Raw genomic sequence first — 18,840 nt, 5'->3', positions numbered from 1 at the left:
CAAATGTATTAACGTTGACGTTAATTCATAAGTTGTTTTAACAGCTTTGCTGTTATTAAACTTGTCTTTTCACTGTTCAGTTTTCAAAGACCAAACATCAGCTTTATTATCTTAACACTTTTATTTCCTTGTGTCAAGTGCTTTTTTATCTTACTTTTGTTACGTTGTCGCTTAGTGACGACTTTTACTACTATATCAGATTTTCGACATTATGTCAACTGTTTTTTTGAATTTCTTTTTCTCTTTTGTTTCTCTGTTATGTTTCCTGTCTTGACGACAAAGATTACTATATCATGCCTATACCCCTTGAGTCAATGGTGATATATGGAAAATTCAAAGGGTATGATAGAAATCTTTCAATCACTATCATACCCTTATAGCTTTTATACTGATATTATATCTAAAAATCAACAATTAATACACTAATTCTTAATAACCGATTATCGCTACAATTCGTACTTATATAATTCTACTTATTATCTATAGGCTTCATTGTTGGGAAGAAAATAATATCTCTAATAGATGCAGAGTCTGTTAGAAGCATTATTAATCTATCAACACCTATTCCTAACCCGCCAGTTGGAGGTAGTCCAACTTCAATAGCATTAATAAAATCTTCATCCATTGGATGTGCTTCTTCATCACCAGCTTCTTTCTGTCTAAGTTGCTCTTCAAATCTCTCTTTTTGATCTATTGGATCATTAAGCTCTGAAAATGCATTGGCTATCTCCCAAGTATTAGCAAAAGCTTCAAATCTATTTGTAATCAGTGGATTGTCTGGATTTCTTTTAGCCAATGGAGATACTTCAACTGGATGATGTAATACAAATGTAGGCTGCACTAAATCTTTTTCGCAAAACTCTTCAAATGCTAAATTTACAAGATGTCCTCTTGTCATATTTTTTTCAACATCTAAATGTAATTGTTCTTTTGCAACCTTTCTTGCCTCTTCATCACTTTCTATGGCATAAAAATCAACACCAGTCTTTTCTTTAACCATATCATGCATAGATACTCTTTTCCATGGTGGCTTAAAATCTATCTCTTTTCCTTGATAGCTGATAACTGTACTCCCATTAACTTCCTCAGCACAATAAGCTACTAAGTTTTCAGTTATCTCCATCATAGATTCATAGTCTTCATAAGCAGCATAAAGCTCAATATTCGTAAACTCTGGGTTGTGCTTAACAGATATACCTTCATTTCTAAACATTTTTCCCATCTCATAAACCTTATCAAATCCACCAACTATAAGTCTTTTTAAATAAAGCTCATTTGCTATTCTTAACTGCATATCTATATCTAATGTATTATGATGAGTAAGGAAAGGTCTTGCTGCTGCTCCACCAGCAACAGTAGTAAGTATTGGCGTTTCTACTTCTAAGTACCCTCTCTCATCCAAAAATCTTCTTATTGCTTTTATTATTTTATTTCTTTTTAAGAAAGCTTCTTTAACTTCAGGATTCACTATTAAATCTACATATCGTTGTCTATATCTTAATTCAGGGTCCTTTAAGCCATGCCATTTTTCAGGAAGGATTTGTAAAGATTTTGATAGTAAAGAAATTTCTTCTGCTTTTACTGAAATCTCACCCATTTTAGTTTTAAACACTTCACCTTTAACCCCTACAATATCTCCAATGTCGTGGGTCTTTAATAGCTCATATTCTTCCTGCCCTAATAAATCCTGTTTAGCAAAAAGTTGTATTCTGCCTTGACTATCTTGTACATCATAAAATCCAACTTTTCCTTGACCTCTCTTGGACATAATTCTACCAGCAATACTCACTTTTTTACCTTCAAGTTCCTCAAAATTATCTTTAATATGCTGGCTATAATTAGTCACGTCATATTTTTCTATTTTGAATGGATCTTTGCCCATTTCTCTGAGTTTTGATAGCTTTTCTCTTCTCAAAAGAAGCATTTCGTTAAGGTTGTTTTCCTCATTCATCATTTGACACACCCTCCTAATTACATCTAATTTATCTGTCTATAGAAAGGATTTCATATTTAATTACTCCATCTGGTACTTGTACCTCTACAATTTCGCCTGCCTTTCTTCCTATTAAAGTTCTACCCACTGGAGACTCGTTAGAAATCTTTCCTTCATAAGGATCTGCTTCAGCAGAACCTACGATTGTATATTTAAGTTCTTCATCAAACTCAATATCTTTAACGGTTACTTTAGAGCCTATGCTCACGACTTCAATAGATATATCCTCATCATCTATAACTCTAGCATTTCTAAGTGTTCTTTCTAATTTTGCAATTCTTTCTTCAACCCATGCCTGCTCGTTTTTTGCTTCATCATATTCTGAGTTTTCACTTATATCTCCAAAAGCTAATGCTTGTTTTATTCTTTCTGCTACTTCTTTTCTTCTGACAGTTTTTAATGTTTCCAATTCTTCCTCTATCTTCGCTAATCCCTCTACAGTTAAGAAAATCTCTTTTTCTGCCATTACCCTCTCTCCTTTTTGATAATATTAAATAAGTCCTATCATTTGTAGTATGTTCATGAATATATTTTTTTCTGTTTATTATAATTAAAGTATGATTATATCAAATAAATAGCTTCATCTATGTTAAACAATAAGCACCGTAAGTTACTTACAGTGCTTACCATTTATTTATGATGATTATTATAATTTAGTAGGCCAACGTTGTCAAGAGTATATAACAGGTTTAAAAAAGTTATTTCTCCCTAAAAACTGACATGTTGCGATTCTTACCAGTATATAGACGCAATGCACTATCCAATGTGTATTTTTTGCCATTAATATTTATTTTGATAAACTCATTTCTATACTGGCAATCTAAAGCTTCATATATATATGAGTTAATCTCTCTTTTAAAACTAAACTCTTCTGGCCTACTAAATATATTTCCCATGTTCATAAAAATAAAATCATTTATAACTAGTAAGTCTCTTCTTTTATTTTCTATAATCCTACTTATTTTTTTATATGGACTTGCATCAATAACTATTGTCTTTTTTCTTATTCTATTTATATCTATATCTGTATCTGTACAATCTTGCATAAAAATTATAAAATCATAATTTGTTAATGTCCTACTTACATTGCTGGTTGAGTGAATTGATAAACCTGTCTCTAGTAATACTAGCTTCTCTAGTTCGCTTATGTATTCTTTATTATTTCCTAGTATAGTTAAAAATTTAATTTCGTTTGATAATTCTAATACTATCTTCTTAGTATCTTCAGTATCATCACTTATTATTAAAACGTCATGTTCTTTAAGCTCACTTTTTCTTATAGAGCATATTTTTTTAATAGAATTGACAATACAATCTATTACCTTTTTTCTCCCATTAAATATTTTAAGATTACACTGAGATTCAATTTCATTATATTCAGACTCACTCAATTTATACGTGTCCTCTAGTATGATGTTTACTGTATCCTCTGTTTTAGTAAAATTGATCCCATAAATTATTCTTGATATATAGTCTTGCTTAGATACATTTTCATATGAAATAAAAATACCTAACCCATAGCCCTTTATTGTATTGTCATTTTTATCTATATATTCACATACTCTTCTAGGCTTTATGTTCAGCTGATATCTAGTAAGTAGTCTTTCAGGTATATACTTATAAAAGCCTTTCTTTAAGTAAGTTTTATAAAGTATAGGATCTATAATGTATATAAATTCACCCTGACATCCCAGTCCCCCTTTATTTGATTATTTCCCTGCTACTTTCTCAAAATGATTTTGTTGAAGAAACTCTACCCTTGGCGTAAAGTCTAACCTGTCTAATATTTCTTCAAAGTCTTTACTTGTCATATTTTCTGGTTTCTTACCTGCGATTGCAACAATCATTGCTTCCATAACATTAGTTCCGAAAGATCTTCCTTCTAATTCAGGTGTTGTAGTAACTAGTAATTCAACTCCTCTATTCCTTAAATCTTCTACATCACTAGCTGTTATTGTATTAGTAATAATAACTTTTCCTTTCATATCCTTAGGCATGTGTTTCTTTATATACAGGTAATCTCCAGCCACTACATCTGCATCTAAATAAAATTTAGAAAGCTTACTTTCAGTTGTATTCTCTTGTTTTTTGCCAGTAGGATACAGCATCTCAAAAGGTAACTTAACAGCTATAGGAGCAACTATTTTGGCAATATTGTATAAGGTATTATATGACTTAACCCTAAAAGGTATTCCTAATGCAAAAATAACATCACCATATGTCACAATACTTCCTGCCTCTTCAAACGCTTCCGCCATTCCATATCTATCTAGAGCCGAAGTTATTAGTACTTTCTTCCGTTTTAAATCTATTATACCTTCTTTATTTATATATCTTATAACTCTTCTTTCTAAAGTATCCTTTAAAAATGTTCCATCTACAACCGGAGTTTTATCAGCAGCATTTTTTAAAGGAATAGAATCTTTAATAGTATAGCTTTTATCCTTGCACCTTAGATATATATCTATTCCTCCTAACCCAAATGCATCAACTTTTCCATCTAGTTCTTTTATCATAGCTATAGCTTTGTCTTTATCTCCATCTGTTCCTATTCTTTCAACTGTAAACTCTTCTTCTAATATATTTACGTTTACACTGTGGTTCCGTTTTGATGAGCCTATGCTTACACTAACTACTCTTTTCATAATTAACCTCCGTTCATCTGCAAATTTATCCCGACTAAATATATATTAGCACTTTTTGTATATTTGGTAAATAAAAGGCTTAAAAACCTTTTTGAAAGACTTCTAAACCTAATTACTTTAATCCAAAATATTTTCAGCAAATTTATGAAGTTCTTCTATAAGCTCTGCTTTAGTTAGAATAGTATTAATCTTATTACGCATCTCTGCAGAGTTTCTCATTCCTTTTATATACCAAGCTATATGTTTTCTCATTTCTTTCACTGCGACTCTATCACCTTTTAAGCTACATAATAGTTCGAAATGTCTAATACATATTTTTATTCTCTGTGAATTTGATGGCATTTGAATTTTTTCACCATTTTTTAATAAAGCAACCGTTCTGTTAAATATCCATGGATTCCCTCTACTTCCCCTACCTATCATTATGGCATCACAGCCTGTTTCATCTATCATCCTTTTCCCATCTTCAGGCTCAAAAACATCTCCGTTTCCTATGACTGGTATAGATATATTTTTCTTTACTTGTTTAATAATTTCCCAATTAGCTGTTCCTGTATAAAATTGTTCTCTAGTTCTACCATGTATAGTCACAGCCGCGGCTCCAGCTTCTTCTATTATTTTTGCAACTTCTATTGCGTTTATACTGTTGTCATCCCATCCCATTCTTATTTTCACTGTAACGGGCTTGTTTGAAGCTTTAACAACCGCCTTTGTCACTTGCCCTGCAAGAATTGGATCTTTCATTAGTGCACTTCCATCACCATTCTTAACTATTTTAGGAGTTGGACAACCCATATTTATATCAATAATATCTATGTCTTCTCTTTGATTTAATTTTTCCATTGTAACTTGATGCATAATCTTAGGATCTGAGCCAAATATCTGTAACGCTACAGGCCTTTCTCTCTGTTCAATAGCCATAAGCTCCTGTGTTTTCTTATCGTCAAAATAAAGCCCTTTACTGCTTACCATCTCTGTATATACTAGACCTGCATCTAACTCCTTACATATCAACCTAAATGCTAGATCAGTAACTCCAGCCATTGGTGCCAAAAATACATTGTTATCTAAAACTATGTTGCCTATCTTCATTTAATCACTCCTGCTTATTTATATAATATTTATATTATACACATATACTTCAGTTTTCAAAACAACCGCATCTATAGAAAAACAAGTAGCTTTCGCTACTTGTTTTTCTCATAAATTATTCTTAATCCTTCTAGTGTTAGCAATTTATCTATTTTAGTTATAGTAGTAGATTCACTGGCTATTAACGTAGACAGTCCACCTGTTGCTACAACTTCTTTTACTTCGCCAGGTATTTCTAGCTTCATCTTATTTACAATATAGTCCACAAGCCCTACATATCCATATATTATTCCAGACTGCATACTATTTATAGTATTTTTATTTATGACTTCCTTTGGCTTAACAAGCTCAACTTTTGGCAATTTTGCAGTTCTTAGAACTAATGCTTCACTAGATATTTTTATACCTGGTGATATAACCCCGCCTAAATAATCTCCTTCTTTTGAAATAGCACAAAATGTTGTGGCTGTACCAAAATCAACAACTACTAGTGGTCCGCCATGTTTCTCATATGCAGCAACAGCATTAACTATTCTATCCGCACCAACTTCCTTTGGATTATCATATTTTATGTTGATACCTGTTTTTATGCCAGGCCCAACAATCAAAGGCTCCTTCTTAAAGTATTTAATGCTCATAGCCTGTAGAGAATACATTAGGGTCGGCACTACGGATGATATAATTACAGCCTCTATATCTTCAATATCAACTTTATTATATTTAAATAATTGATCAATTATAAGTCCATATTCATCTGATGTTTTTTCTCTGTCAGTAGATATTCTCCAATCATTCAAGAGTTTTTTCTCTTGGTATACTCCTAAAACTATATTAGTATTGCCAACATCAAAAACTAAAATCATTAGTCCACCTTCTCTTTAAGTTTTTAAATTTGTTCTTATTTCATCTACTATAATTGTTTTCTTACGCCCATAACAACACTGGTTACAATAAGCATAGCAATTATTACTTCAGGTATACCGTTGGCAACACCTATACCCATTATTACCTTTCCTACTAGAGCAGTGTCTCCTCCAACCTTCTCTACAAACCACTTACCGTAAAAAATATATATCATGCCTAGTACTCCTACTGTATTTGTCAGTGTTCCAATTGCAGCCGAAAGTACTACTTCTATAGCCTGTTTTTTAAACTTTTTGTAAGAAAAATATCCAATAGATAGTGACGCGACGATTAGCAATCCACTTAAAATTACCTCCCATAACCCCACTGAACCTGCACCATACTGACTAATTTGATTCACGAAGCTATTCCCCAAGTATAATATTGAAGAAATCCAAACAGCAGCTAAAGTAATTACAGAAATTTTCTTATCTAGCTTTTTAAACAAAATAAAAGAATAATATGCTGTTAAGCCTATCAATACTCTTGGAAGAATAGAGACTAATGGATTATAAAAAACTGGTGAAATTACTGTAGGAGCTGTTATAGCCCTAATTAAGCTAAAGATTCCGAATATAAGACCAACTAACATTCCTACAACAGGTCCTTCAAGTATTGCTCCAATAATTACTGGAATATGCATTATCGTGGCACTAGTAGGTCCTACCGGAATAAACCCTATAGGAGTCATTCCCAATACAGCCGAAATTGCTCCTAACACGCCCACGATTGTCAGCCTCTTAACTGAATAAGATGGCTTTGAACTGATTTTTAACATTTACATCGCCTCCCGCTCTAGTTCCAAAATGGATACCAGTCGTTTTTTAATAATAAAAACTTTGTGTAGCATAGTCCAGCTCCAAAAGGATACTGGCTTTTTTACCTTTTTATTCTAACAGGTATATTATATATATTCAATACTATCTTTAAGTTTTCTATTCTTTCTTAACATATTTTAATATTTCTTTAAATCTTTCCATGCTATTATTCCATTATAGCTTTCTGCATGCTTAATTGCATTTGTAATAGCCATAGACATAACCTCACTCGCTAGTGTCCCAATCAAATTTACATCTGCTTCTATTTCGCCTGTGGACATTGTAAAAACTGTATCTCCATCGAGCATAGTATGAATAGGATTTATAGATCTTGCTAATCCATTCTGACCCATTTGAGCTACTTTATTAGCATAGGCTTTAGTCAATAAAGCATTTGTAGCTACTACTCCTATTGTAGTATTTCTCATAGGAAATCCTGCTGTTTTTCCATCACTTTTCATTAGTTCATAAGTATTTAGTAATGTCTTTGAATTATTATCTATTACTCCTGCTAACAATTGATTTGTTTTATAATCATATACATCTCCATAACTATTAGCTGCTACTATGGCTGCAACCCATACATCTCCTATCTTAATGCTTGCACTTCCTAATCCGGATTTCATCGCATTTTCAGGCCCTAAAATTTTCCCTACAGTCGCTCCCATACCACAGCCTATATTTCCCTGCCTATTTTCCACTGCAGAGGCATTAAGGCACGCATTATATCCCATTTGATAATCAGGTCTTATCTTATGGTTTCCGATGTTTAAATCAAATATAACTGCCCCACAGACTATTGGAACCTTAGTAACTCCTACATCAAAACCAATATCTCTCTCCTCTAAACATTTCATTGTCCCAGAGCAAGCATCTAACCCAAAAGCACTTCCTCCAGATAGCACAATACCATGAACCTTGTCTACGAGTTTCTCAGGACTAAGTAAATCAGTTTCTCTTGTTCCTGGAGCCGAGCCTCTTACATCTACACCTGCAACTGCACCTTTATCACATAATATTACAGTGCACCCAGTCATTCCTTCAACGCTTTGTTCATGTCCAACCTTAATTCCAGGTACATCAGTTATATATCCACTATACATACCCATACACTCCCCTTACAGAAACTTCTCCTGATATCAGTGGTGAAACATTCCCCATATCATCTTCTATTAATAGTTGACCTTCGTCATTTATCCCTATTGCTTTTCTTTCTACTTCTTGCTCTTTAGATATTATTTTTATTTTTTTGCCTATCAAAATAGAGTTTTCTCTACAGATTTTTATAGACTTCTTTATAGTTCCATGATTAACCAATTCTTCATACAGTTCTTCAAATTTGTTCAATATCATAGCCACTAATTCTCTTCTTGGAACCTCTCTCCCAATTTCTTGTTTTATAGATGTCGCAACTTTATTCACCTCTTCAGAAAAGCTATCTCCATCTATATTGACGTTGATTCCTATTCCTATAACTAAATAGTTTAATCTGTTCAATTCTCCGCTCATTTCTGTAAGTATGCCACATACCTTTTTACCATTTATCACTATATCGTTTGGCCACTTTATGTAAGCAATTATGCCTAAGCTGTTCATAGCTTCCCATACTGCTGCTGCCCCTATTTGTGTAATCTTTGTAGCATCAGTAGGATTAATCTCTGGTCTGAGGACAACAGACATCCAAATTCCTTTACCTTTAGGCGACACCCAGCTTCGTCCTAATCTTCCTCTGCCGCTAGTTTGTTGCTCAGATATGACTACCGTCCCGTCATCGCATCCTTTAGAAGCCAGTTCTTTTGCTTTTATATTTGTTGAGTCTATGCAATCAAAGTGTATTATCTCTCTACCTATATATTTTGTAGCTAGATGTTCAGATACTTCGATATAGGTTAGTGTATCTGGCGATGCTACTAGCCTATGACCCTTTCTTGATATTGATTCTATATCATATCCATCCTCTTTTAATACATTAATATATTTCCAAACAGCAGTACGACTCACATTTAGAACATCACTTATCTGCTGCCCAGAAACAAACTCTCCTTTATTATCTCTTAAAACTCTTAATATTTTATCTTTCAAGTTAAATAGCCTCCCTATAATAAGCTTTAATAATATAAGCTATAAAAGAAGTTTCACTTTATATTTAACATTTAATCACAACTCGCTAGTTTTTTAAAGATATATATAAGCAATCATTGTCAAAAAATGAATATTAATAAAAAAATAATAGAATGCTTATAAGATTTTGTTAAGAAAACTAAGCTAAAGAGACGAAAAAATCTTCATATCACCAATGCTCTTTTTTATTAATATTCAATATAATAGTAATACTAAAAAGGACAGTACGGTCTATGTACTGTCCTTAATATTTATTATTTAAAGAACATTAGTAAAGCTCCTGCTGCTATTGCAGAGCCTATTACTCCTGCTACGTTTGGTCCCATTGCATGCATTAGTAGGAAGTTTGAAGGGTTGTATTTTTGTCCTTCTTTTTGCACTACTCTTGCTGCCATTGGTACTGCTGATACTCCTGCTGCCCCTATTAGTGGATTTACTTTTCCTCCTGATGTCTTGTACATTATCTTTCCGAATATTACTCCTGTTGCTGTTCCTATTGAGAATGCTATTAGCCCTAAGCCTATAATCTTTAGTGTATTCCATGCTAGGAATTGTTCTGCTGTTGCTGTTGCTCCTACTGTTATTCCTAGGAAGATTACTACTATATTGTTTAACTCATTTTGTGCTGCTTTTGATAGTCTTTCTACTACTCCTGATTCTCTTAATAGGTTTCCAAACATTAGCATCCCTATTAGTGGTGCTGATGATGGAAGTAGTAGTATACAGAATGTTGCTACTAATATTGGAAATATAATCTTTTCTACTTTTGATACTGGTCTTAGCTGATCCATTTTTACTTTTCTTTCTTTTTCTGTTGTTAATGCTCTCATTATTGGCGGCTGTATAATTGGTACTAATGCCATGTATGAGTATGCTGCTACTGCTATTGGTCCTAGTAAATGGTCTGCTAACTGACTTGTTAAGTATAGTGCTGTTGGTCCGTCTGCTCCTCCTATGATTCCTATTGAAGCTGCTTCTGGTCCTGTAAACTTTAGTAGGATTGCTCCTATGAATGTAAAGAATATTCCAAACTGGGCTGCTGCTCCTAATAGTATGCTTCTAGGGTTTGCTATTAGTGGTCCAAAGTCTGTCATTGCTCCTACTCCTAGGAATATTAATGGTGGATATATTCCTTTTTTTACTCCTTGGTATAGATAGTATAATAGTCCGCCTAGCTGTTTTGTCTCTGATACTAACTCCCCTGTGTTTGGGTCTCTGACTATTTGTACTACTGGCTCAGACATTAACCCTCCTAGTGGCAGGTTTACTAGCAGCATACCAAATGCAATGGGAATTAGTAGTAGTGGTTCATAGTTTTTCTTTATTGCTAGGTACAATAGTACGAATGCTACTATTATCATTATTATATGCTTGCCTGTAAGTGATACAAAGCCTGTGCTTGTCCAAAATTCTTTTAATATATCTAAAAGCATTTAGTTATACCTCTCTTTCGAATTTAGTTTTGCTTCTATTCAAGAGAAACTAGTGGATCCCCTGCGTTAACTGATGAACCTTTTGATGTGTTTATGGCTGATACTTTTCCGCTTCTTGGTGCAACTATTTCATTTTCCATCTTCATTGCTTCAAGTATAACTAATACTTGACCTTCTGTTACTGTATCTCCTTGGTTCACTTTTATATCTAGAACGGTTCCTGGCATTGGTGCTTCTACTGTTTCTGCTCCTTGTGGTACTGGTGCACTTTGAACTTCTTTTTTTACTTCTGGCTTTGGCTGTGGCGCTCTTTGCTGTGGTTTGGTCTCAACTTTTGGTTGTGGTGCTGGAGTGCTTATTGTTTGGGATGGTGCACTTTGTCCTATTTCTTCTACTTCTACTTCATAGCTTTTTCCGTTCACATTTACGATAAACTTTTTCATATTAATGCCTCCTTAAGGAATGTAATATTTTAAGTTGTTTTTTATTTTATGTTAAATTGTTCTTGTCTACCTACTTTAGCCCACGCTGGTGTATTTTGTGGTACTCTTTGGATGTTTTTTACTACTATATCGCTTGTTGTTTTTGATAGACTTGAAGCTATTGCTGCTGTTATTACTGCTATTAATTCTTCGTCTTCTTCTGTTTCTACTATTGGCGCCTCTTTTTTTACAGGGGGCTGTTGTGCTTTTTCTTCTTTTTTCTGTGGTCCTTTTTTATGGAATACTGCTCTAAATCCATCTAGTATTAATGATATTGTTAGCAGTGTTACAAATACTAACCCCATACTAAATAGTGTGATTATCAACGCTTCGTTTATTGATACTCCGTCTGTTAGATTCATCTATATCACCTCTTTATAAAGGCATATTTCCATGCTTTTTAGCTGGAAGGCTTTCTCTCTTGCTTGATAGCATGTCAAATGAGCTTATTATTCTTTGTCTTGTTGTCATTGGCTCTATTACGTCGTCTATATATCCTCTTGCTGCTGCTATATATGGACTTGCTACTGTTTCTCTGTATTCTTGTATCTTTTCTGCTCTTGTTGCTAGTGCATCTTCTGCTTTTTCTATGTCTTTTTTGAATATTATGTTTGCTGCTCCTTCTGGTCCCATTACTGCTATTTCTGCATTTGGCCATGCTAATACTATGTCTGCTTTTAAGTGTCTGCTGCACATTGCTATATATGCTCCTCCGTATGCTTTTCTTAGTATTACTGTTACTTTTGGCACTGTTGCTTCACTGTATGCAAATAGCATTTTTGCTCCGTGTCTTATGATTCCTCCGTATTCTTGGTCTGTTCCTGGAAGAAATCCTGGTACGTCTACTAGTGTTAGTAATGGTATGTTAAATGAATCGCATGTTCTTATGAATCTTGCTGCTTTGTCTGAGGCATTTATGTCTAGACACCCTGCTAATATTTTTGGTTGGTTTGCTATTACTCCTACTGACTTGCCATTTAGTCTTATGAAGCCTGTTACTATGTTTTGGGCATAGTATGGCTGTACTTCGAAGAATTCTGTATTGTCTGCTAGTGTTGCGATTATTTCTTTTATGTCATATGGCTTGTTTGGATTGTCTGGTATTATATTGTTTAGCTTTTCTTCTAGTCTGTTTATGTCGTCTGTGCTATGAAATACTGGTGCATCTTCTAGATTGTTTGATGGTAGGAAGCTTAATAGCTTCTTTATTGTCTGTACGCATTCTTCTTCGCTTTTGTCTATGAAGTGTGCTACTCCACTTATTTTGTTGTGTGTCATTGCTCCTCCTAGACTTTCTGCTGATACGTCTTCTCCTGTTACTGTTTTTATTACTTGTGGCCCTGTTATGAACATTTTACTTGTGTTGTCTACCATTAGTATAAAGTCTGTTAGTGCTGGTGAGTATACTGCGCCTCCAGCACATGGGCCTAGTATTACTGATATCTGTGGTACTACTCCTGATGCTTTCGTGTTATTGTAGAATATGTCTCCATATCCTGATAATGCATCTACTCCTTCTTGTATTCTTGCTCCTCCTGAGTCATTGATTCCTACGATTGGTGCTCCCATTTTTATTGCCATTTCCTGAACTTTTGTTATTTTTGCTGCATGCATTTCTCCTAATGATCCGCCTAATACTGTAAAGTCTTGTGCATATGCAAATACTAATCGTCCATCTACTGTACCGTATCCTGATACTACTCCTTCGCCTGGTGCTTTCGTTTTATCCATTCCAAAATTAGTTGACCTATGCTCTATAAATGCATCTATTTCGATAAAGCTTCCTTCATCGAATAATAGGTTTATTCTTTCTCTTGCTGTTAGTTTTCCTTGGGCATGCTGCTTTTCTATTTTGGCTTTCCCGCCACCTTCGTGTATCTTTTCTTTCATAGAGCGTAATTGTTCTATTTTACTGTTAGCCATAAGTGACCCTCCTTTGTTTTCACTAGTCTCTTTGACAAAGTTCAATTAACACACCATATGTACTTTTGGGGTGTAAAAACGCTATTTTAGCTCCACCAGCACCATATCGCGGCTTTTCATCTATTAATCTAATTCCTTTGCTTCTCATCTCGTTAAGAGCTTCTTCTATGTTATCTACTCTATACGCAATATGTTGTATTCCTTCACCCTTTTTCTCAATATATTTTGCTATAGGGCCTTCTTTATCAGTTGATTCTAATAGTTCAATTTCAGTATCTCCTATAGGAAGAAATGCTACCTTTACTTTTTGTTCTTCAACTACTTCTATTCCATGCAAATTTAACCCCATTACTTCTTGATAGAACTTTAATGCATCCTCAAGGTTACTGACTGCTACTCCAATATGATCCACTTTTTTAACCATAATACTCCTCCTCTTGATTTTTCAAAAACATTCATATACCACTACAAGCTATATATTTTTATTGATTAAATTAATCAATTGTTCACAAGCACTATATGGGTCAACATTCCTTAGTGCTACATCTTTTGAAATTGCATCTAAAGTATCTCCCGCATCAGCTTTATTAAGTATCATTCTCATGATTTCAATCTCTACTAGTTTTATTATTTCCATCCTAGCGTTCTTTTCTCTTCTCTCTTGAAGCTTTCCAGCTGATTCCATGTCTTCCATGTGTTTTAGTATTTCATCCAATAAAATATCTACGTCTTTGTTCTTGCTTGCTATTACTTGCACTACTGGTGGTCTATACTCTTTGTTTTGACTTAAATCAAGCATGGCTTTAACCTCGGCCGCAGTTCTTCCAGCACCATCTAGGTCACTTTTATTTATAGCAAATATATCTCCAATTTCCATTACTCCTGCCTTTATAGCTTGTATATCATCGCCTAATCCGGGAACCATAACCATAACAACTGTATCAGCAGTTTTAACGATATCAACCTCTGATTGACCAACGCCAACTGTCTCTACAAATATATAATCCGCACCATAAACATCCAATATCTTTATAGCACTTTGAGTAGCCTTAGACAATCCTCCAAGATACCCTCTTGTTCCCATACTTCTTATGAATACGCCAGGATCAGTAGCTAAATCTTGCATTCTTATCCTATCTCCTAATATAGCACCACCTGTAAAAGGACTTGTAGGATCAACAGCTATTATGGCAACTTTTTTGTCTCTTTTTCTAAGTTCTTTCGCTAGCTTATCAGTTAACGTACTTTTGCCTCCCCCTGGAGGACCTGTTATACCTATTACATGTGCCTTACCTGTGTATTTATATATCTCTTTTATTATTTTAGCTGACTGTATTTCGTCATTTTCGACTATAGAGATAAGGCGAGCACAAGCTCTCTTATCTCCATTTAACAGCCTTCTGGTAAGTTCCAAATCAAACACCACCTAATATTGCAATCATTATTTTCTCTTTACGTTGTCTCTTATATAATCAATAGTTACTGATGTTGGGGTCCCAGGAGTAAATATCTCTGCTATCCCTGCAGCCTTAAGGCCAGGAATATCATCATCTGGAATTACTCCTCCTCCTATAATTAATACATCATCAGCACCTTCTGCTTTCATTAGTTGAACAACCTTTGGAAAAAGGTGATTATGAGCACCTGATAATATACTCATAGCTACTACATCAACATCTTCCTGTATAGCAGCAGCCACTATTTGTTCTGGTGTTTGCCTTAATCCTGTATATATAACTTCCATCCCTGCTTCTCTTAAAGCTCTTGCAATAACTTTTGCACCTCTATCATGTCCATCAAGTCCAGGTTTTGCAATTAAAACTCTTATTAGTCTATCCAATTGGATTTCCTCCTTCTATACTTCAATAATATTAAGTGTATTTTAATTGACTATATTATTACTGATTGTTGATACTCGCCAAATACCTCTCTCATAACACCACAGATTTCGCCTAAAGTACCATAAGCTTTAACAGCCTCTAAAATATAAGGCATTACATTTTCATCGCCTTCGCAAGCTTTTCTTAATTCTTCAAGCTTATGTTGTACTAGATCGTTATCTCTTCTTTCTTTTAGCTCAGAAAGCTTTTTCTTTTGAAGCTCCCCAACTGCTGGGTCAACTTTAAGCAAACCTTTTGGTGCTTCTTCTTCGATTTGATATTTATTCATACCAACAACTATTCTTTTACCTGTCTCGATTTCTTTTTGATAATAGTATGCAGAATCCATGATTTCATGTTGAATATATCCTACTTCAATTGCTTTTGGAGCTCCACCAAGATCATCAATCTTATTGATATACTCCATAGCCTTATCTTCAATTTCTTTAGTTTTAGCTTCTATATAATATGAGCCTGCTAATGGGTCAACAGTATCAGTTACACCGCTTTCATGTGCAACTATTTGCTGTGTTCTAAGAGCTATTCTAACTGAATCCTCTGTTGGCAATGCTAACGCCTCATCTCTTGAATTAGTATGAAGCGATTGCGTACCACCTAGAACTGCAGCAAGTGTTTGTATTGCTACACGAACTATATTATTATCTGGCTGCTGTGCTGTAAGTGTTGATCCGCCAGTTTGTGTATGGAATTTGAGTGCCATTGATTTAGGGTCTTTTGCTCCATATCTTTCTTTCATTATTTTAGCCCATAATCTTCTAGCTGCTCTAAACTTTGAAACTTCTTCTAACAAGTCATTATGTGAATTAAAGAAGAATGAAAGTCTAGGTGCAAATGTATCTACATCAAGTCCTGCCTTAATTGCAGCGTCAACGTATGCAATTCCGTCTGCAAGAGTGAATCCTACTTCTTGAGCTGCGGTTGAGCCAGCTTCTCTTATATGGTATCCTGATATACTTATCGTATTCCATTTTGGCACATGCTTTGAACAGTACTCAAAAATATTAGTTATAAGTCTCATTGAAGGCTCTACTGGAAATATATAAGTTCCACGAGCTATATATTCTTTTAAAATATCATTTTGTATTGTTCCTCTTAGTTTATCTGAAGACACTTCCTGTTTTTCAGCCACGGCAATATACATGGCTAGTAAAACTGCTGCAGGAGCATTTATAGTCATAGAAGTACTTACTTTATCTAAAGGAATTCCGTCAAAAAGAATCTCCATATCTTCAAGAGAATCTATAGCAACTCCAACTTTTCCAACTTCACCTTCAGCTAGTGGATGATCTGAATCGTATCCTATCTGAGTTGGTAGATCCATAGCTACAGATAATCCTGTAGATCCCTGCTCTACCAAGTATTTATATCTTTTATTTGACTCTTCAGCTGTAGCAAATCCTGCATACATTCTCATTGTCCATAGCCTACCTCTATACATTGTAGGCTGAACCCCTCTTGTATAAGGATATTGACCTGGATATCCAAGTTCATTGTCATAGTCTAAGTACTCAATATCTTCTGGGCTATAAAGTCTTTTAACCACTTCACCAGAACCAGTTGTAAATTCTTCTTTTCTTTCTGGTGCTTTTGAAAGAGTTTTTTGAAGCTTAGTTTCTTCCCACTTTGCTTTGGACTCTTTGTACTTGCTTAACTTTTCATTATCAAACATTTTAAGCCTCCTTGTCTATAATAGACTATTTTTAAGTGTAACAATTTACTATATTTTGATTTTATTTTTGTTAACTTTTATCATTGTAAAAACATTTTTTCTACTCATTTATAGACTATTATACTAAGATATTTTTTGCAATAATTATTTCAATTTTTTTATGGGTTTGAAATAATTATTGCATATCCTTGTTTAGTTTATTCGGCACTAAGGAACTTATTCCTCTCAAATGTTTGATATAATATTTTAAATTTTTTTAATATTTGGTTATTGAATGATAATTTTACTTAATTAATTGGGGCTATATACAAAGATATAGCCCTAAGTTTACATTCGATATTTAGATTTTAAAGTTCATATATTTATATAGCAATCATCTTGCCTGTGGAAGTACTTTATTCAATACTATTCCTATTATAGCTGCTAACGCCATACCTTCTAAAACTAGGTTTGCTCCACCAATATTAATTGGAAGCGCTGCTCCGCCAAGACCTAATACTAATATTACTGCAGAAATTATAAGATTTCTTGACTGAGTAAAATCTACTTTATTTTCAATCAGTGTTCTAGCTCCAATTGAAGCTATCATTCCAAACAGTACTATTGATATTCCACCAACAACTGATGTAGGGATTGAGCTAATTACTGCTGCAAGCTTTGGTACTCCACCTAGTATTATGGCAAACACAGCTGCAATTCTCATTATCATTGGATCCCATACTCTAGTTATAGCTAGAGCTCCTGTATTTTCTGAATAAGTTGTTGTAGCAGGTCCACCTACCATCGCAGACAATGGTATACAGATTGCATCTCCCAACATAGTTCTATGAAGACCTGGATCTTTAAGAAAATCATCTTCCACTGTAGCACCTATTGCTATTATGTCTCCAATGTGTTCAACTACTGTTGCGAGAGCTATTGGCGCAACCATCATTATGCTTGTTAAACTAAATTTAGCCATTTCAAAGTTTGGAACTCCAAACCAAGATGCTTGTCCTACCGCAGAGAAGTCAACATTTCCTGTCAAAACTGCCACTATGTATCCAGCAGCAAGGCCTACTATTACAGGTACAATCTGTAAAAATCCTTTACCAAATATGGATACTATTATAACAGCTGTAAGGCTCACTACAGCTAGAGACCAATTCCCTGATGCCATTCCTACCGCAGTAGGTGCTAGCTTAAGTCCTATAACTAAAATCATAGGTCCAGTTACTACTGGAGGGAAAAAGCTTACAACCTTTTCTACACCAAAGACATATATAAGTCCAGCCATTATAAGGTATATACCCCCGGCTACAACTACACCGCCTCTAGCATATGCAAGTCCATCTGTTCCACCTTGCTTAGTTATCATTTCTGCAACTGCTATCATTGGAGCAATATATGCAAATGATGAACCTAGAAAAACTGGCACCCTTTTCTTTGTTATCATATGACTTAAAAGAGTACAAACCCCTGCCATAAATAATGTAACAGATACATCTAGTCCAGTAATTATTGGTACCAATACAGTTGCACCAAACATTGTAAACGTATGCTGTAATCCAAGAATAAGTCTTTTAGGTACAGATAGCTTACTCGCGTCACGAATAGGTTCTTGAAGCCTAACAGTCGTTTCCATTCTTTAAAATTCCTCCTTCTACCTTTGTTTTTGTAACAAAATCAACTTTAGTTATTCGACGTGAAGATTTCGTCTTAAGTATTCCTTTTTAGATACATATTCTTTCTTACAATCTACTTCTGTTGATTCTTCTCCTTTATCGCATTAAGGACTCTTTCTGGGGTTAATGGTATTTGATGCATTCTTACTCCTACTGCATTGTGAAGGGCTATGGCTATTGCTGGGGCTGATGGTAT

General features: G+C 34.4%; 18 protein-coding genes. All 18 read right to left on the bottom strand.

Annotated elements, in window-relative coordinates:
* Positions 1-469: 469 nt before the first annotated feature.
* The 18 genes from lysS to HNR33_RS22305 all read right to left on the bottom strand — a co-directional run bounded on the left by lysS (position 470) and on the right by HNR33_RS22305 (position 18,604).
* Entirely contained in the window at positions 470-1,954 is a 1,485-nt protein-coding gene (gene lysS, locus HNR33_RS22390) for a lysine--tRNA ligase (RefSeq protein WP_429088193.1), read from the bottom strand.
* 28 nt (positions 1,955-1,982) lie between these two features.
* A complete protein-coding gene (gene greA, locus HNR33_RS22385; RefSeq protein ID WP_429088190.1) occupies positions 1,983-2,459 on the bottom strand; it encodes a transcription elongation factor GreA in 477 nt (158 codons plus the stop codon).
* A gap of 232 nt (positions 2,460-2,691) precedes the next feature.
* Positions 2,692-3,384 carry a hypothetical protein gene (locus HNR33_RS22380; protein ID WP_429088189.1) on the bottom strand — a complete coding sequence of 231 codons (693 nt, stop codon included), beginning with the start codon at positions 3,382-3,384 and terminating at the stop codon, positions 2,692-2,694.
* A 318-nt stretch (positions 3,385-3,702) separates the two neighbouring features.
* Complete coding sequence (locus tag HNR33_RS22375; protein WP_429088186.1) at positions 3,703-4,638, bottom strand: quinate 5-dehydrogenase; 936 nt, start codon at positions 4,636-4,638, stop codon at positions 3,703-3,705.
* A 117-nt stretch (positions 4,639-4,755) separates the two neighbouring features.
* A complete protein-coding gene (dusB, locus tag HNR33_RS22370) occupies positions 4,756-5,730 on the bottom strand; it encodes a tRNA dihydrouridine synthase DusB (protein ID WP_429088184.1) in 975 nt (324 codons plus the stop codon).
* A gap of 95 nt (positions 5,731-5,825) precedes the next feature.
* Positions 5,826-6,593: a type III pantothenate kinase gene (locus HNR33_RS22365; protein WP_429088181.1), complete on the bottom strand. Its 768-nt coding sequence runs from the start codon at positions 6,591-6,593 to the stop codon at positions 5,826-5,828.
* A 47-nt stretch (positions 6,594-6,640) separates the two neighbouring features.
* On the bottom strand, positions 6,641-7,411 hold the full coding sequence (locus tag HNR33_RS22360) for an ECF transporter S component (protein ID WP_429088178.1): 771 nt from the start codon (positions 7,409-7,411) through the stop codon (positions 6,641-6,643).
* 177 nt (positions 7,412-7,588) lie between these two features.
* Positions 7,589-8,554: a P1 family peptidase gene (locus HNR33_RS22355; protein ID WP_429088175.1), complete on the bottom strand. Its 966-nt coding sequence runs from the start codon at positions 8,552-8,554 to the stop codon at positions 7,589-7,591.
* Complete coding sequence (locus HNR33_RS22350) at positions 8,547-9,533, bottom strand: biotin--[acetyl-CoA-carboxylase] ligase (RefSeq protein WP_429088172.1); 987 nt, start codon at positions 9,531-9,533, stop codon at positions 8,547-8,549. The genes HNR33_RS22355 and HNR33_RS22350 overlap by 8 nt, the downstream gene beginning before the upstream one ends.
* A 293-nt stretch (positions 9,534-9,826) precedes the next feature.
* Positions 9,827-11,005, bottom strand: a complete 1,179-nt coding sequence (locus HNR33_RS22345) for a sodium ion-translocating decarboxylase subunit beta (RefSeq protein ID WP_429088169.1) — start codon at positions 11,003-11,005, stop codon at positions 9,827-9,829.
* 35 nt (positions 11,006-11,040) lie between these two features.
* Positions 11,041-11,448 (bottom strand): biotin/lipoyl-containing protein, encoded by a 408-nt coding sequence (locus HNR33_RS22340; protein WP_429088167.1) that lies wholly within the window; start codon positions 11,446-11,448, stop codon positions 11,041-11,043.
* A gap of 41 nt (positions 11,449-11,489) precedes the next feature.
* On the bottom strand, positions 11,490-11,849 hold the full coding sequence (locus tag HNR33_RS22335; protein WP_429088164.1) for an OadG family protein: 360 nt from the start codon (positions 11,847-11,849) through the stop codon (positions 11,490-11,492).
* Between the two features lie 13 nt (positions 11,850-11,862).
* Positions 11,863-13,410 (bottom strand): acyl-CoA carboxylase subunit beta, encoded by a 1,548-nt coding sequence (locus HNR33_RS22330; RefSeq protein ID WP_429088161.1) that lies wholly within the window; start codon positions 13,408-13,410, stop codon positions 11,863-11,865.
* 22 nt (positions 13,411-13,432) lie between these two features.
* Positions 13,433-13,834 carry a methylmalonyl-CoA epimerase gene (gene mce, locus HNR33_RS22325; RefSeq protein WP_429088159.1) on the bottom strand — a complete coding sequence of 134 codons (402 nt, stop codon included), beginning with the start codon at positions 13,832-13,834 and terminating at the stop codon, positions 13,433-13,435.
* A gap of 48 nt (positions 13,835-13,882) precedes the next feature.
* Positions 13,883-14,824, bottom strand: a complete 942-nt coding sequence (meaB, locus tag HNR33_RS22320; RefSeq protein WP_429088156.1) for a methylmalonyl Co-A mutase-associated GTPase MeaB — start codon at positions 14,822-14,824, stop codon at positions 13,883-13,885.
* Positions 14,825-14,851: 27 nt separating this feature from the next.
* Entirely contained in the window at positions 14,852-15,250 is a 399-nt protein-coding gene (locus tag HNR33_RS22315; RefSeq protein ID WP_429088155.1) for a cobalamin B12-binding domain-containing protein, read from the bottom strand.
* A 50-nt stretch (positions 15,251-15,300) separates the two neighbouring features.
* Positions 15,301-16,980: an acyl-CoA mutase large subunit family protein gene (locus HNR33_RS22310; RefSeq protein WP_429088152.1), complete on the bottom strand. Its 1,680-nt coding sequence runs from the start codon at positions 16,978-16,980 to the stop codon at positions 15,301-15,303.
* Between the two features lie 373 nt (positions 16,981-17,353).
* Positions 17,354-18,604, bottom strand: coding sequence for a uracil-xanthine permease family protein (locus HNR33_RS22305; protein WP_429088149.1), 1,251 nt, complete (start codon positions 18,602-18,604; stop codon positions 17,354-17,356).
* Positions 18,605-18,840: the final 236 nt, after the last annotated feature.

This window comes from Brassicibacter mesophilus, assembly GCF_050433385.1.
Lineage (GTDB): Bacteria > Bacillota > Clostridia > Tissierellales > Proteiniboraceae > Brassicibacter > Brassicibacter mesophilus.
Note: the sequence above shows the minus strand (reverse complement) of the source record. Positions and strands in the feature narration are given on the sequence as shown.